General features: G+C 57.7%; 16 protein-coding genes. 3 read left to right on the top strand and 13 right to left on the bottom strand.

Going from position 1 to position 13,941, the window contains the following annotated elements:
• Positions 1 to 6: 6 nt before the first annotated feature.
• From M5G26_RS06395 to M5G26_RS06380, 4 genes are all read right to left on the bottom strand, one after another.
• Positions 7 to 1,359, bottom strand: coding sequence for a c-type cytochrome (locus M5G26_RS06395; RefSeq protein ID WP_273914746.1), 1,353 nt, complete (start codon positions 1,357 to 1,359; stop codon positions 7 to 9).
• Between the two features lie 17 nt (positions 1,360 to 1,376).
• The gene (locus tag M5G26_RS06390) at positions 1,377 to 3,629 is read right to left on the bottom strand and encodes a xanthine dehydrogenase family protein molybdopterin-binding subunit (RefSeq protein ID WP_273914745.1); all 2,253 of its coding nucleotides are present in this window, start codon (positions 3,627 to 3,629) and stop codon (positions 1,377 to 1,379) included.
• Complete coding sequence (locus M5G26_RS06385; RefSeq protein ID WP_038361490.1) at positions 3,629 to 4,084, bottom strand: (2Fe-2S)-binding protein; 456 nt, start codon at positions 4,082 to 4,084, stop codon at positions 3,629 to 3,631. The genes M5G26_RS06390 and M5G26_RS06385 overlap by 1 nt, the downstream gene beginning before the upstream one ends.
• Before the next feature lie 77 nt (positions 4,085 to 4,161).
• The gene (locus M5G26_RS06380; RefSeq protein ID WP_134175519.1) at positions 4,162 to 5,094 is read right to left on the bottom strand and encodes an AraC family transcriptional regulator; all 933 of its coding nucleotides are present in this window, start codon (positions 5,092 to 5,094) and stop codon (positions 4,162 to 4,164) included.
• A 229-nt stretch (positions 5,095 to 5,323) separates the two neighbouring features.
• Between M5G26_RS06380 and M5G26_RS06375 the strand changes: the two genes are divergently transcribed.
• Complete coding sequence (locus tag M5G26_RS06375) at positions 5,324 to 6,568, top strand: MFS transporter (RefSeq protein WP_273914744.1); 1,245 nt, start codon at positions 5,324 to 5,326, stop codon at positions 6,566 to 6,568.
• Positions 6,569 to 6,584: 16 nt separating this feature from the next.
• Here the strand turns inward: M5G26_RS06375 and M5G26_RS06370 are convergent, their stop codons facing one another.
• Entirely contained in the window at positions 6,585 to 7,046 is a 462-nt protein-coding gene (locus tag M5G26_RS06370) for a hypothetical protein (RefSeq protein ID WP_273914743.1), read from the bottom strand.
• Between the two features lie 240 nt (positions 7,047 to 7,286).
• A complete protein-coding gene (locus M5G26_RS06365) occupies positions 7,287 to 7,580 on the bottom strand; it encodes a hypothetical protein (RefSeq protein ID WP_122692069.1) in 294 nt (97 codons plus the stop codon).
• A 273-nt stretch (positions 7,581 to 7,853) separates the two neighbouring features.
• On the opposite strand from M5G26_RS06365, the gene M5G26_RS06360 reads away from it, so the two are divergent.
• The gene (locus M5G26_RS06360) at positions 7,854 to 8,339 is read left to right on the top strand and encodes a hypothetical protein (protein WP_273914742.1); all 486 of its coding nucleotides are present in this window, start codon (positions 7,854 to 7,856) and stop codon (positions 8,337 to 8,339) included.
• Between the two features lie 231 nt (positions 8,340 to 8,570).
• Positions 8,571 to 8,885, top strand: a complete 315-nt coding sequence (locus M5G26_RS06355) for a DUF6966 domain-containing protein (RefSeq protein ID WP_273914741.1) — start codon at positions 8,571 to 8,573, stop codon at positions 8,883 to 8,885.
• A gap of 543 nt (positions 8,886 to 9,428) precedes the next feature.
• Here the strand turns inward: M5G26_RS06355 and M5G26_RS06350 are convergent.
• The 7 genes from M5G26_RS06350 to M5G26_RS06320 form a co-directional block, all read right to left on the bottom strand.
• Entirely contained in the window at positions 9,429 to 9,698 is a 270-nt protein-coding gene (locus tag M5G26_RS06350; protein WP_273914740.1) for a hypothetical protein, read from the bottom strand.
• Positions 9,699 to 9,856: 158 nt separating this feature from the next.
• Positions 9,857 to 10,360 (bottom strand): cupin domain-containing protein, encoded by a 504-nt coding sequence (locus M5G26_RS06345; RefSeq protein ID WP_134175494.1) that lies wholly within the window; start codon positions 10,358 to 10,360, stop codon positions 9,857 to 9,859.
• Entirely contained in the window at positions 10,360 to 10,878 is a 519-nt protein-coding gene (locus M5G26_RS06340; protein ID WP_273914739.1) for a GNAT family N-acetyltransferase, read from the bottom strand. Before M5G26_RS06340 ends, M5G26_RS06345 begins: the two co-directional genes overlap by 1 nt.
• A gap of 96 nt (positions 10,879 to 10,974) precedes the next feature.
• Entirely contained in the window at positions 10,975 to 11,196 is a 222-nt protein-coding gene (locus M5G26_RS06335) for a hypothetical protein (RefSeq protein WP_273914738.1), read from the bottom strand.
• Between the two features lie 71 nt (positions 11,197 to 11,267).
• Positions 11,268 to 11,654 carry a cupin domain-containing protein gene (locus tag M5G26_RS06330; RefSeq protein ID WP_273914737.1) on the bottom strand — a complete coding sequence of 129 codons (387 nt, stop codon included), beginning with the start codon at positions 11,652 to 11,654 and terminating at the stop codon, positions 11,268 to 11,270.
• A gap of 72 nt (positions 11,655 to 11,726) precedes the next feature.
• Complete coding sequence (locus M5G26_RS06325; RefSeq protein ID WP_273914736.1) at positions 11,727 to 12,551, bottom strand: AraC family transcriptional regulator; 825 nt, start codon at positions 12,549 to 12,551, stop codon at positions 11,727 to 11,729.
• Positions 12,552 to 12,618: 67 nt separating this feature from the next.
• On the bottom strand, positions 12,619 to 13,872 hold the full coding sequence (locus M5G26_RS06320; protein WP_273914734.1) for an MFS transporter: 1,254 nt from the start codon (positions 13,870 to 13,872) through the stop codon (positions 12,619 to 12,621).
• Between the last annotated feature and the right edge of the window lie 69 nt (positions 13,873 to 13,941).

The raw sequence follows: 13,941 nt of genomic DNA, 5'->3' as shown, positions 1-13,941 counted from the left end.
TCTCCTCTAGCGCATTTGCAGGATGATCGGGCTGCTGCTGGCCGGATCGGTGTGTTCCCGCAGTTTGCCCACCGTCTGCGCATCAACCGCTGTGCTCTGATTGCCCCAGGTGCTGCGCATGAATGTCAGCACTTCGGCGATCTGCTGATCCGACAGCTGTTCACGGAAGGCCGGCATGCGATAGGCATCCGGCACGCCAGCCGCGACGACACGCTGCGAGCCATTGAGGGTGATGTTGATCGCCGAGGCGCTTTCCTTGGCCAGTGCCGAGGTGGCGCCGGCCAGCGGCGGCATCCATTCAGGTTGCCCCTTGCCGTCGAGGCCATGGCAGGAAGCACAGCGCGCCACGTAGGTATGCGCACCGGGCGAGTCCAGACGTTGTGCTGCCGAAACCGCTTGATACTGCCACGGCGCGCCGTCCCGTTCGCGATCCCCGGGAAGTGACTTCAGGTAGTGGGCAATCGCGGTCAGATCGTCATCGCTCATGAACTGCGTGGAGTTGTTGAACGCCTCAGTCATCGAGCCGTAGACCACCGCGTGCTGGTTGCGACCGGTCTTGAGGAACTGCACGATCTCTTGCTCGCTCCAGCGGCCCAGCCCGGTGTTGTGATCATCGCGCAGGCTCGGCGCGTACCAGCCATCGAGCAAGGCGCCGGCGAGGTACGGTTTACCGGATTCATCCAGTGCCTTCTCGTTGAACGCCAGGCCGCGCGGCGTGTGGCAACTGCCGCAGTGCCCGGCGCCCTGAACGAGGTAAGCGCCACGGTTCCATTGTTCGTCTTGCGACGGTTTGGCCACGTAGGGCTCGGCGTCGACAAACACGCCATTCCACAGTGCGATCGGCCAGCGCAGGTTCAGCGGAAAAGGAATCGCGCTCGCGATGTTCGCCTGCTTCACCGGTGCCACGCCTTTCATGAAGAACGCATACAGCGCACGCACATCATCGTCACTGAGCTTGGCGTAGGACGGGTAGGGCATCGCCGGGTACAACCGGCGACTGTCGGGCGCCACGCCGTGGCGTACCGCCCGGTCGAAGTCCGCCAGGCTGTAGTGGCCAATGCCGGTTTCCGTGTCCGGGGTGATATTGGTCGCATGGATTGAGCCCAGCGGTGTGGCCATTTCCAGGCCGCCAGCGAACGGCGCACCGCCCGGCACGCTGTGGCAGGCCACGCAATCGCTGAGCCGGGCGACGTATTCGCCACGGGCGACCAGTGCCGGATCGATGTCAGCAACGGCGATCTGATGGGTTTCAAGGCGCGAGACAGGCTCGCGAGTGACATACCAGGCCAGCAGGCCTGCCGCGACCAGGCACGGCACTGCCAGCCAGCCAGCGGTTCTTGCGAATCGGCTGTTATTCATGGACGCTCCGGCGCTGATCAAGTGAAGGTGTGTCGGCTCATGGGCAGGCTGCGCACCCGCTGACCGGTTAGCCTTGCCACCGCGTTAGCGACGGCGGGCGCGACCGCAGGCAGCGGCGGTTCACCGATGCCACCCATTTTTTCGCCACTCTCGACCACACGCACATGGACCCGAGCCATCCGCGCAGGCGGCAGGATCGGATACAAGTCGTAGTTGCGCGCCCGGGGTTTGCCATCAATCCACACGGCTTCTTCCACCAGGGTTTGCGACAGCCCCAGCGCCACGGCGCCATTGACCTGAGCCTCGACGATCGCTGGGTTGACGATGCTGCCCGGGTCAATTGCCTGCCAGATGTCGTGCACTTTGACCTGACCGTTCTCGATGGACACCTCGGCGATCACCGCCGTCTCTGTACCGAACGGCGAAGCCATGGCCACGCCGCGTGCACGTTTGCTGCCGTCTTCGGCGGTAAACGGCCCGCGCTTCCAGCCTCCGGATAGCTCGCCCACCGCTTGCAGCAGGGTGGTCAGTCGTTTGTTGTCGCGCAGCAAATGCAGGCGCAGGTCAAACGGGTCCTTGCCGCCATTGTCGGCCAGTTCATCAAGGAACGATTCATAGAAGAAGTCATTGAGCGAATTGCCCACCGAACGCCAGTAACCGAGCATCGCCGGGCCTTTGACGTAGATCTGCGCGATGCGTTTGTTGGGGATCGCGTAGGACTTGCCCGACAAGCCTTCAAGCGCCGTCGGGTCAAGCTTCTCACCCTGCTTGCCGGCGAGGGCTTCGGTCGGGCCTTCGGTGGCACTGATCGCTTCGATTGCCAGCGGCCAGCCTTCGGCGTCCAGAGCACCACGGAAATTCACCGCAGCAACGGGGCGGAGCACGTCACGCAGGAACTCTTCTTCGCGGCTCCAGATCAGTTTGACCGGACGACCAACCGCTTTCGCCAGCGCGATCGCCTGAGGGTAGGGACTGGCCGAGTCGTAGAGGAAATGCCGCCCGAAGAAGCCACCCAGCAGCGGCGAATGCAAGGTGATGCGCGAAAGATCGAGGCCCGTGCGTTTAGCGATGTCGGCACGGAACATGTCCGGCGCCTGATTCGGCAACCAGACCTCCAGCGAATCGTCCGGATTGAATCGGGCCAGTGCTGAAGGCGGTTCCAGTTGACCGTGGTTCAAATACTGGTTGTGGTAAGTGGCATCGATCAGGGTTTTGCTTCCCTTGAACATCGCAGCCACGTCGCCTTGGTTTTCATCATCTTTGGCCGGGCCTTTGTCTTCAGCGAGGCGCTTGAACCAAGCATCGCTGGAAAAGTCCGCGGGCATCGGCCGCACTTTGCTATCGGCCGTTGGCTCTTGCCAGTCGACCTGGATCGCCTCGACCGCACGTTTGGCGTGCCACCAGCGCTCGGCGACTACCGCCACGGCACCCGGCAGACGATGCACGGAATGCACGCCTTTCATGGCCTTGACCTGCTCTTCGTTGCGCAGGTTGCCCACGGTCATGCCCAGACGCGGGGCGTGTTGCACGGCAGCGTGGAGCATGTTGTCGACCTTCAGGTCGATGCTGTACAGCGCCTTGCCCGTGGACTTGTCGTAGGCATCGAGGCGCTTCACCGGTTTGCCGATCCAGCGGAACTGGCTCGGATCACGCAGTTGCACCGAAGCCGGATCAGGAACCGGCAGATCCATCGCCCGCTCAGCCAGTTCACCGTAGGCCAGCGAGCGGCCCGACTTGGCATGCACGACTTTGCCAGGCTCGGTGGTCAATTCACTCACCGGCACGCCAAGTTGCTGCGCGCCCGCCTGCAGCAGCATGGCGCGGGCGAGGGCGCCGAGGCGACGCATGACCGGGTAGCTCATGCGCACCGACATGCTGCCGCCGGTGATGCGCATGCCGTTTTCCAACACCACATAGGCTTCGCCGGGCGGTGCGGCTTCGACCAGAAAGGTCGACGGATCGGCATCGAGTTCTTCACCGACGATTTGTGCCATCGCCGTGAACGTGCCTTGTCCGCCTTCCATGAACGGGCAGAGCAGACGCACGCGGTTGTCCGGGCGGATCTCGAGAAACGCCGGCACCTGCGTGCCGCGTTCGGCCGTCGCCGCTGCAACGGCAGCTTGCACGCGTGTCGCACCGAGCGGCAGACCGAAGCCGAGGACCAGTGCGCCGACGGCGGTGCCGGTGAGAAAACGCCTGCGGGATACATTGATCGGTTCGTGCAGATCCAGTGCTGAGGCTTGCAGTGAAGGGTCGATTCGCACGTTCATCACGCGTCTCCCTTGCCGGCCAGCTCATGCATGGCGGCATGAATCGCGTTGTAAGTGCCGCAGCGGCACAGATTGACCATCGCCGCCTCGATCTGCGCATCACTCGGCTTGGGGTTCTGTTTGAGCAACGCGGTGGCGGCCATCACTTGCCCGGACTGGCAGTAACCGCACTGCGCGACTTGCAGATCGACCCAAGTCGACACCACCCGTTTGCCCACGTCATCGCTTTCGATGGCCTCAATGGTGGTGACCTCGCGGCCGACCACACCGGCCACCGGCGTGACGCACGAGCGCACCACATTGCCGTCCACCAGCACCGAACAGGCGCCGCATTGCGCCAGGCCGCAGCCGTACTTGGTCCCGGTCATGCCCAGATCATCGCGAATCACCCACAACAAGGGTGTATCGGCGTCGGCATCGACCTGATAGGTCTTCTGGTTGATTCGTAGTTCCATGATTCACCCGCTGATCATCGGTTGACGTGCATTGTTATGAGCGGTGACACGCGGCGAGGCGCATCACCGTTTTTCGTTCAATTCGCTACTGTGCCGAGGGCTTCTGCCTCGAATGGCTGACCGCGCAGCAGGGCGATGTCACGACTCGGCGCGGTGCCGAACAGCCGGCCATACTCGCGGCTGAACTGCGAAGGACTTTCATAGCCGACCGCAAACGCCGCCCGCGAAACGTCGAGGCGCTCGACCAGCATCAGCCGCCGCGCTTCGTTGAGCCGCAGCCATTTCTGGTACTGCAGCGGACTCATGCCAGTGAGCTGACGGAAATGATGGTGAAAGGTCGGCGCGCTCATCTGCACCCGCGCGGCGAGATCGTCGATGCGCAGGGCATCGGTGTAGTTGACCTTGAGCCAGTCAATCGCTTTGGCGATGCGATAACCCTGACCATCGACGGCCGTGATCTGCCGCAGCCGTGCGCCTTGGTCGGTGTGCAGCAGCCGATAGTGGATTTCGCGCAGAATCAGCGGCGCCAGCACCGGGATCGCCTCGGGTTCATCGAGCAATGCCAGCAGGCGATCAAGCGCGCCCTCCAGCGCCGACGACAGGCTGCCAATCGCGGCGCCCGTGCCTGTTGCTGGCTGCCGCTTGGCCGGCAAGCCGCTCTTGGTGATGACCTCGGCGAGCATGCTGACATCCAGTTTCAGCACGAGGCCGACACAGGGCTGCTGGGGACTGGCAAGCATCACTTCGGAGTTGGCGGGCAGATCCAGAGAGGTCACCAGAAACCGTGACGGGTCATAGCTGTAACCCTCACCACCGACCCACAAGCGCTTTTCGCCGCGACCGACGAGAATCAGACTCGGTTCGATCATGCACACAACAGGGGGCGCCGGCTGGTCGCGACGAAACAGCGACAAGCCGGGGATGGCCGTGGCGAAGTCACCGGGCGCACTCACGCGCGGGTCAATGTGCAACGCCAAAGGCGAGTCCTGGGGCAGAGGGGTAGGGATCATGTCGGGTCACTCCTGTTGACCGAACTCTAATCCGCGCGCGAGACGTTTCCTATCCATCACCCTGCATCGCCAGAGGATCAGGCAAGCATTCAAGAGGAATGCGCTAGGGAAGGGCCGGATTGACCGGGAGAATGTGTCTATCTGTTACAGGGGCAGTGCCCGAATGGGTTTCAAGCTGCTTGCCCCTGCGCATCACATCCACAGGTTTTTCGCACCACAGGTAGTTCCCATGACGTTTCCTTCTACAGATCCTTCTAAAACAACAGGCGGCTGGAGCGCCGTGCTGGCCATGTCGTTGGCCGCATTCGCTTTGGTCGCTTCAGAGTTCATGCCGGTCAGCCTGCTGACACCGATTGCAGCCGACCTGCACATCACCGAAGGCCAGGCCGGGCAGGGTATTTCTGTGTCCGGTGCCTTTGCACTGATCACCAGCCTGCTGATTGCCTCGGTCGCCGCTCGCGTCGAACGCAAGAAATTGTTGCTGGGCCTGACCTTGCTGATGATCGTCTCCGGTACGATCGTCGCGGTCGCGCCGGGTTACCCGTCATTCATGTTCGGACGTGCGTTGATCGGGATCGCGATTGGTGGTTTCTGGTCGCTGTCGGCGGCGACTGCAATACGTCTGGTGAAGCCTGAACAGGTTTCGCGAGCGCTGGCCATCGTCAATGGTGGTAACGCCTTGGCCACGGTCATCGCCGCTCCGGCAGGGAGCTTTCTTGGCTCGCTGATCGGCTGGCGCGGCGCATTCTTCTGTGTGGTTCCGGTCGCCGTGCTGGCCGCTGTCTGGCTGCTGATCAGCCTGCCGTCCTTCAAGGCCGAACGCCAGGCAAATAGCGGCAACGTTCTGCGGCTGATGAAGCAATTGCCCGTCGCCTTGGGCATGGTCGCTGTCAGCGTATTTTTCATGGGCCAGTTCATGCTGTTCACCTACCTGCGGCCCTTTCTTGAGGGCGTGACCGGCGTCAGCGTCTCAACCTTGTCCTTGATGCTGCTGGGGCTGGGATTGGCCGGTTTTATCGGCACCTTTCTGATCGAACGGTTTATGGGCCGCGGCCTCTACCGCACGTTGACCGTCATCCCGCTGATCATGGCGGCCATCGCGCTGGCGTTGGTCAGCTTCGGCAAATCACCGGTGCTCACCGCCGTATTGCTCGGACTGTGGGGACTGGTCGCCACGGCCGCGCCGGTCGGCTGGTGGACATGGCTGGCGCAAACACTGCCGGATGATGCGGAAGCCGGAGGCGGCTTGCTCGTGGCCATTGTGCAACTGGCGATCGCCGGAGGCGCAATCATTGGCGGTCTGGCTTTTGACCTGAGCGGATACAAAGCCACATTCGAGCTCAGTGCGGCGGTGCTGGTCGCTGCGTCTGTGCTGGCCTGGCTGGCGGGTCGCAATGCCACTGAAGTTCATCTGGTCGAACCGGCAGCTCATTCGGCCGCTGTTTCCGGCGAAGCTGGGTCCCGATTTGTCTGATCAAGCAGGAAGCTGCTCAGTGCGCCAATGACGGCTGGGTAGCGACCGAGACAGTGAAGACCACGACAAACAGCACGACCAATCCCCAGAACATCACCATGACTGTGCGCATGACGACCTTAAGGCCTTGATAAAGCCTGCGCAGCCAATGGCCTTCGGGTTTTGCGTCTGCGCGGGTTCTGAGTACGCCTTTCAAATAAAAGCCGAGCAGCGCAAGCAGTGCGCCATCTATCGCCAGCGCAGGCAGGCCAGCCAGGGGGAAAATGCTTTCCCAGCGATAGAAAGAAGACCGGCTCAGAAAGACCACATAACAAGTCAGGCTGCCGTAGGGCAGGGCTCTCCACCATTTTCCCGCCAGCGCGCCGACCATCAGGCACATGATCACCATGAACGGGCTGAGGAGAATATGGAGCATCCACTCCAGTACGTTGGGCAAGTAGTCCGGGGAATGGATGCTGCGCCAGAGGTGTTCCAACATTGTTTGGGTTCCTTCCTTCTAGGGAGTCAGTGCTGCGGTGCTTCCGTGCTGCTGGACGGTATCGGCGTGTTTTTGGGTTACATAAGGGGTGTTGTGTGAATTGGGGAATGTATGAAGCGGCGCCGAGAGGGGAACAGGCAGTTTGCGTAGAGAACCGCAGTCGTGGTGCGGCAGCTTTCGGCCAGAAGCAGACATCCGTGACGGGTTGCATTCAGCTCGAAGTAGCCTCCCGCACGGTAGTTACGTCAGCTTTTCAATCAAAATCGAGGTAGCTGTGATCGTTATATCTCCAAAATCACCTTCAAGGGATAGAACATTATCAACAATGTTTATCCCTTCAAGCTCTCCGAGTTCGCTGGAGTTTTGAACGTTAAGAGCGCCAAGCCTGATAGTTAGGTCAGTGCCGTCCGCGTTCCATGCCATCAGCTTATTTCTGGTCCCGTCATCCAGTCTGACAATCATCTCGAAATAGCTATGGGCTTGGTCCACTGTGATCGATAAGACACTGCTTTCTTCAAGTGCGTGAACATCCATGATGAAGCTTCTTTTGTTCAAATCCGCATCCTACTACAGGCCACTATAGGCGAATGCATGCGTCTGAAATGAAGGTCCGCTTCTGGCCGTTAGCGACCCCTAACAAGCGACCGCTACCGGCTAATAGCCGCCCTTTACAAGAAGCTGCTTTCGTCCCAATGCTGCCGGTTGGATCCCCATGGGTTTCGGGCAAATAGCCCAAACGCCTACGGCCTTCCCATGTCGGTATTTGAGAGGGTACCCTGAACACCTTTTAATCTGTGTGGCACCCATATGGGCATCAATTTACTGACCGAATCCATGCTTGGCCACTGGCGTGTTCCATCGGGTGTCTGGCAATGCGAATACCAATTCGGCAGCCGATTGATTTACGTCCAACATCGCAATGACGAGCCACCTCGCGCCAGGGTCGCCGCCGCGCAACGCGCGGTCAACGCCGCGTGGGATGATTTACCCCAAGTACTGAAGTTCGCCGAACAGCACTGTAAAGCACAGATGCCCGAACTGATGCGTTTGTACGAAACCTACATGCCGGGGGAATCTCCGTTTTTCGTTTACTCGATCCACTTCGAACTCGACAAACCTTACCCTAGTTATGCCATTTCCACGAACCCTGACTTCGATTGGGATCGTATCCTGATCGACGAAGATGAACTGCGCCAGGTTCACAGGGTTTGCATGGAGCAGTATGAGCCAAGACATGACTTTTGGGTTTACGTCAGGCGTGTAGGGTTTCAGCAATTTGAGCTTGGGGATTAGCTTGGCCTCAACTCAACTCAACTCCTACCCTGAATCTCCGCTGATAAAGTCAATACTCGGAAGCGTCCGCTTCTGGCTGGTAGCAGCCCGTAACGAATGGCTGCTTTCGGCCAAAAGCGGCCCTTGGACAACCTGATTGCGAAACAGTAGCTTATGTAGCGAGACTGACGAAAAATACTCGGCGGTGGGGTTCCTTACCATACCGTGATTCACCTTGGACGATATCAAGAAATGGGACCTAAAACCGAAGAGCTGATCTGCGTTCTTGATCAGCTTGCAGCAATGCTTGAGAGCGATGGAGATACTCACTGGAGCCTGTGGATGCGTAAGGCAAGAGCGCGCTTAATGGATTCTGATTACTCCGGAATTGAGTACCTACAGTCAGCCTATGGTGGAATGGGCTCATTCAATGATCTCGTTCTTGGTCAAAGTGATGAGAATGGCGTCCTTTGCTGGAAGCCGGGTCATGTTGAGCTAAACGAAAGATTCGATGAATTGCGCAATGAAGCCGCGAAGCTCGTCGAGCTCATAAAGCGAACTACATAAAGGGGCGCAGTTATCAAACTACGGTATTCAAAGGGGTCAGGCCTGCCACCGACGCATCTCACTTTGATCAGCTCCGTCGACTCCGTTTCCGGCAGCCTGGTGTTTGCCTACACAGAAGTCGGGGATTACAGAGTGCATTACACATCACGTGCCGAGTTGTTGTGCATTCTCAACAGCCTTTTGCATCAGCGCGTGCCCATTGCTGTCGGAGGCATGCTCCCGGGACCTGCCGACGAAGTCGACATGTTAATAGCGAACAAAGTACTTGAAGGCCCCTACATAGAACTGTCCTGGTCCGGCCCCCAGCAATGGACTCTGCGCGAAATCGACTCCACCACTACTGAATGGCAACCAGTACCCGACATTCGAAGTATGGCCAATGTGTCATTCGATCCGAAGTCCCTGAAATGCTCTGGCTGAACTGGCTAAGAAATTAATACAAGTTCAGGCGGTTCTTCGTATCTAGCACCAATCACCTACGGTCGCGACCAGCAGCAATCGGCCAAATAGCAGTCATCTTGGCTTGGCATTATCTGGAATGACTTAGGTTTCGATATCAAATCTGCCCAATAGCGCGGCGCCCTCAGTGACACCTAAAATTTGATCGATCGCAGCGATTTTTTGGGATGCGCCATCGAGCGCAAAGTCAGCATTGGTGTAAACAGCCTCCGCCTCGTTATGAAGTGCATAGGCAATATGCGCCGCCACGCGAACATTCGTCGGGGCGTCTACACCGCTACCCAGATAATCAACAAGTAAAGTCTTGATCTCTAGCAATGCGAGGGCGAGTAGTCTGTTTTGGTCAGTCTGCATATCGGGAACCTGGATATTGCAATGCGGGGTACGAAACGAATTTCCCGAGGTTATACAAAACGTTGGATAGGCAAAAGCAAATGACCGCTCCAACCAGATCTAGTGTCACTAGACTTCCCTGATTCATTTCTCTGGCAGGCTTCATCAACAAGGCGCCCTCATGGTTCGTCGTCCCAATAATCAAGCGTAGTCCCGGGCCGCTGCACAGCGGTGAACGCGCGCGCTCCATTGATTGTGACCATCGCCTGATATTTGCCGGAGTCCGGGTATTGGCAGACTTCGGGGGTTTCTCGGGTGCCAATGGACAGGTACTTCAGCGGCGCATCCGAGGTGTTGATGATCTGATGCGGATATTCGGGGCCGGCCGGAATGAAGATGACGTCGCCGCTTCGGATCGGCAACATTTCACCCGCCACGCGCAGGGTGCCAAACCCTTCCAGGATGACGAACATCTCTTCCTGAGCATAATGAAAGTGGTAGGGGCAAGAACGCTTGCCTGGCGCGACGATGTCCACCGACGCACCGAGTTTCTGCGCGACGGTGTCAGTGCCGAGGCGCGCGCCATGGCTCTCGTAAAGAGGGTCGCGGCGCTCGTATTGCAGCGGCACATCATTGAAATTGCGAATCATGCGCGCAGCTAAAGCACAGGGGTCATTGCTCATTAATCACTCCCGAAAGTATCTGTACGGGCATCCCGCCTGTCGCCCAAACGAACGGTATTACTGTTGGCGCGGACATAATAATTATCAAATTCACCGCTTTCGATAAATACGAAACCATGGCGGATATAAAAGCGATTTGAAGCGCTTTCTTTGAGAGCGCCAACTTTAATAGGGCGTCCGATCTCATCCGCCTCTCTGAAAATCCGAGTGAGAACTTCGGTGCCTATCCCTGCTCCTTGAGCGCTAGGTATCACATACAAGTGGTCGAGCAGGAGCTCGCTCTGATGATCTTTGAGAACGACAAAACCGACCATATCGCCTGATACTTCTATGCGGCGCGTGCTGCTAGCGTCGAAACCACTATGAAACCGTTCGCGCGCGCGATCAGGATCAAATCGCCCAAGCCGCTCTAGGCTTTCGCGCATGGCCTCAATCCGAATGGCTATCAGATCTTCTAGATCGCAGTTTGAAGCACGGCGTAAAACGACAGCAGATTTTTGATCAGGGGAAGGTGACATAACAAGCGCTCCAGGCATGGCCGGTGACTCATTATAGAGACCGTGAGTGGCATAACCAGTCACGCCGGCCCATGCCCGCAACCAGAACGTACTGTCTCAGCCATACATGTACAAAAGGTCGTCGATCAGCCCTAGGTCCTGCTGCGTGTACTGGACCTTGTTGTAGCGTCTCATGCCCTCAAGCACACCCCTGATCGGAACTTGCCGCGAAGGATCCTGAACAATTTCGATCAGACGGTCGTAATCGGGATCTCTTCCCTTGAGGTATTTTTCAATCAGTTCTTTAAGCGCTACGCGCGCCTCTGGATCGGATAGCACTGTCACTTCTCCCGCAAGATCGTGAATTCATCTTCCAACTCAGCGCAGACATCGCACAGGATGGTGTTGGATTATATCCAGACGTCGTTCAAAGCCGTTCTTTCGCCATCTTCATGCCCGGTGTTCAAAATACCTCGTGGCTCGATCATCATCAGTTTTGTTTCACCTTCAGCAGCCGTCCGATGTTCAACGCCGCGGGGTACTACATACAGTTCACCCGGGCTCACATAGACACAGCCATCCGGCAGGTCGATGCGCAAGGTGCCCTCCAGGACAAAAAATGCTTCGTCGGTCTCAGGATGTGAGTGCCAGATGAATTCGCCTTCGATTCGCACAACCTTGAACTGGTAGTCATTCATCTCTGCAACAACCCTGGGACTCCATTGCTGTTCGATGAGCGACGCTTTACGTGCCAGGTTTACAGGAACTGATGATTGTTGATGACGGAGCTTTGACATGACGGATCCTCTGTGGTCGAAGTCGCCATCCTATAAAGCATGGAGCAGGGCGCTCTTGTACGATCCTGCAAGTCAGCGTGCGGCCCGCAATCGTTCCAGCCAGCGCATTGGCGGAACTCCGTAACAGCGGCTGAAGTGTCGCGTCATATGACTTTGATCATGGAAACCCGCGACGAGGGCGGCATCCACCAAGGTGAAACCTTCAAGCACCAATGCGCGGAACCGATCCAGACGACGCAGGGTGACAAATCGGTAAGGGCTCGTACCGTAGAGTGTTCTGAAGTCGCGTGACAGGCTCCAGCGTTCGCGCCCACTGGCATGTTCCAGCATCTCCAGCGAAATGCAGGTGTGCAGATGCTCCAGGATGAATGCTCTGGCGCGCTCGGCTGCGCGGTAATCCAGACGCTTGCGCCCACGCGGCTTGCCCGCGACGGCACGCAACGCCATCGCCAAGTCATACAGCGCGTCCTGTTCCTCCAGTGTTTCCAGTGGATAATCCACCGCTTGCACGAATGCTTCACTGGCATGGAACAGGCGCGGATCGCTCGACAGTCCCCCTGCGATAAAGGGCAAGGGTTCCCCACCCAGAACATTCTGGATTAATGCCGGATCCACGTAGGCCATTCGATAACGAAAGCCTGCGTCGGTGCCGGCCATGCCATCATGGAGTTCGTCTGGGTGAAGTATGAGCGTATTGCCGGGGAGACCGTGGCGCAACGAGCCCACGTAGTGAAAGCTCTGGACGCCCGCCAACGTACGTCCGATCGAGTAGGTGTCGTGTCGATGAGGATCGTAGCCGTGGCTGCCGAACCACGCTTCGATACGCTCGATGCCTCCAGGTTGAACACTGCGGATGACCCAGTCGGCGTTGGCACGTTGGCCATTTTTCTGATCCATGAATGTACCTCTCCAATATGGGTGATCGCGTCGTCCCGGCATCTCGGGCACATTCTCAGGAGACATTTCATCGACTCATGGCTGCCGCCAGTTTCGGATGGTTTTTTGCGTAATACAGCTCTGACTCAGCGTCATCTTCCAGGAAGTGCCATATCTTTTTTGATCGCATGGAATATATGACGATAACCAGAAATACCCCGAGATAAAGCCACATCAAACTGGTTGCGCCGGATTCGGACATGATGGCGCCCGTCATCATGAATGACACCGAGCCGCCTAGCTGACTGATCACTAATGTGGATGCAATCAGTCGCACGCGTACGCCGGAGGGGATCGACATGAGCCTCTTGTCCATTCCGACCATCGTAATGCAAGCACTCGCCGCCCCGGCGAAAAACAGGCAAGTACTCAACTGCCAGATTTCGTCGGCTTGTGTCGCTGCACAGAGTGCAAACGTTAATAGGGCCCAACATCCAAGATACTTGTTGCGCTGATTTTCCTTTTTGCTAATCAGCGGGCTTAAAAAGAACAAGCCTGCAACGGCTCCACCCGCGAATACCGCATTTAACAGGCCAACGCTACCTTCAGCCAGACCCCGAGTGTGTATGAGCGCTGGCACCAGCATCGGTATGGTCGCGGTAACGGCCAGACCAAGCAGTAATCCGGAAAAGGTCAAAAATTGTTCTGGCGGTAGAGCGCATTTGAGTTTAAGCCCCAAAAGCATGTCATTAACAAGATCGGCTGATGATTTTTTGGGTTGCAGGGCAGGGGCTGCACTCACCGGTAACACCATGCCTAAAACCACAATGACGAATCCTACTATCGACACAAATAGCAGCGAGACTTCCAGTGAGGAAACCGTAATCACCATACCCGCCAACAAAGGCCCAGCAACCCGGCCAACAGTAACAACGATGCGTCGGACGCGAAATGCAGCGTCCGTCCGATGTTTATCAACGGTTTCCGCAGGATAGATACCCAACAGAGGCTGGATCATTCCAAATGCTGATGCAGCGATTACATCGATCACTATCAGCGCATCAAGCGAATACCAGTTTGCGGCAAAAAAATATCGCAATACGCTGGCCATCAAGATCGCAAAACAGCCCACCTTGAGCGCCGTACTGCGGCGCATCGACTCAACACGCGGCGCCAGGCACAACATCGAAATGATCGCCGCGAGTGCGAGCGCTGTTTCGTAGGCGGCCAGCTCCAGCAGGCTTCCTCGCTGCACGATGATCAGCGGTAGCGTGGTATTCCAGCAACCGAGGTAGATCCAAAGTAACAAGTCCAGGCAAAGATACTTTCGAAATGTACTCAAGGGGTGACTTCCTTGCTCCGCACCTTGTTGTTTGGGATGTCATTCGCACGCGCCGAATTATCCGCAATG

The organism is Pseudomonas sp. TNT2022 ID642 (assembly GCF_028656995.1).
Taxonomy (GTDB): Bacteria; Pseudomonadota; Gammaproteobacteria; order Pseudomonadales; family Pseudomonadaceae; genus Aquipseudomonas.
This window is presented reverse-complemented; position numbering and strand designations above follow the sequence as displayed.

Bases quoted from the DNA above. Each gene is read 5' to 3' on its own strand.
- M5G26_RS06345 (WP_134175494.1), bottom strand. From the start codon at position 10,360: ATGAGCAATGACCCCTGTGCTTTAGCTGCGCGCATGATTCGCAATTTC.
- M5G26_RS06365 (WP_122692069.1), bottom strand. From the start codon at position 7,580: ATGGATGTTCACGCACTTGAAGAAAGCAGTGTCTTATCGATCACAGTG.
- M5G26_RS06350 (WP_273914740.1), bottom strand. From the start codon at position 9,698: ATGCAGACTGACCAAAACAGACTACTCGCCCTCGCATTGCTAGAGATC.
- M5G26_RS06325 (WP_273914736.1), bottom strand. From the start codon at position 12,551: ATGGATCAGAAAAATGGCCAACGTGCCAACGCCGACTGGGTCATCCGC.
- M5G26_RS06340 (WP_273914739.1), bottom strand. From the start codon at position 10,878: ATGTCACCTTCCCCTGATCAAAAATCTGCTGTCGTTTTACGCCGTGCT.
- M5G26_RS06380 (WP_134175519.1), bottom strand. From the start codon at position 5,094: ATGATCCCTACCCCTCTGCCCCAGGACTCGCCTTTGGCGTTGCACATT.
- M5G26_RS06375 (WP_273914744.1), top strand. From the start codon at position 5,324: ATGACGTTTCCTTCTACAGATCCTTCTAAAACAACAGGCGGCTGGAGC.
- M5G26_RS06390 (WP_273914745.1), bottom strand. From the start codon at position 3,629: ATGAACGTGCGAATCGACCCTTCACTGCAAGCCTCAGCACTGGATCTG.
- M5G26_RS06385 (WP_038361490.1), bottom strand. From the start codon at position 4,084: ATGGAACTACGAATCAACCAGAAGACCTATCAGGTCGATGCCGACGCC.
- M5G26_RS06330 (WP_273914737.1), bottom strand. From the start codon at position 11,654: ATGTCAAAGCTCCGTCATCAACAATCATCAGTTCCTGTAAACCTGGCA.
- M5G26_RS06355 (WP_273914741.1), top strand. From the start codon at position 8,571: ATGGGACCTAAAACCGAAGAGCTGATCTGCGTTCTTGATCAGCTTGCA.
- M5G26_RS06395 (WP_273914746.1), bottom strand. From the start codon at position 1,359: ATGAATAACAGCCGATTCGCAAGAACCGCTGGCTGGCTGGCAGTGCCG.
- M5G26_RS06360 (WP_273914742.1), top strand. From the start codon at position 7,854: ATGGGCATCAATTTACTGACCGAATCCATGCTTGGCCACTGGCGTGTT.
- M5G26_RS06370 (WP_273914743.1), bottom strand. From the start codon at position 7,046: ATGTTGGAACACCTCTGGCGCAGCATCCATTCCCCGGACTACTTGCCC.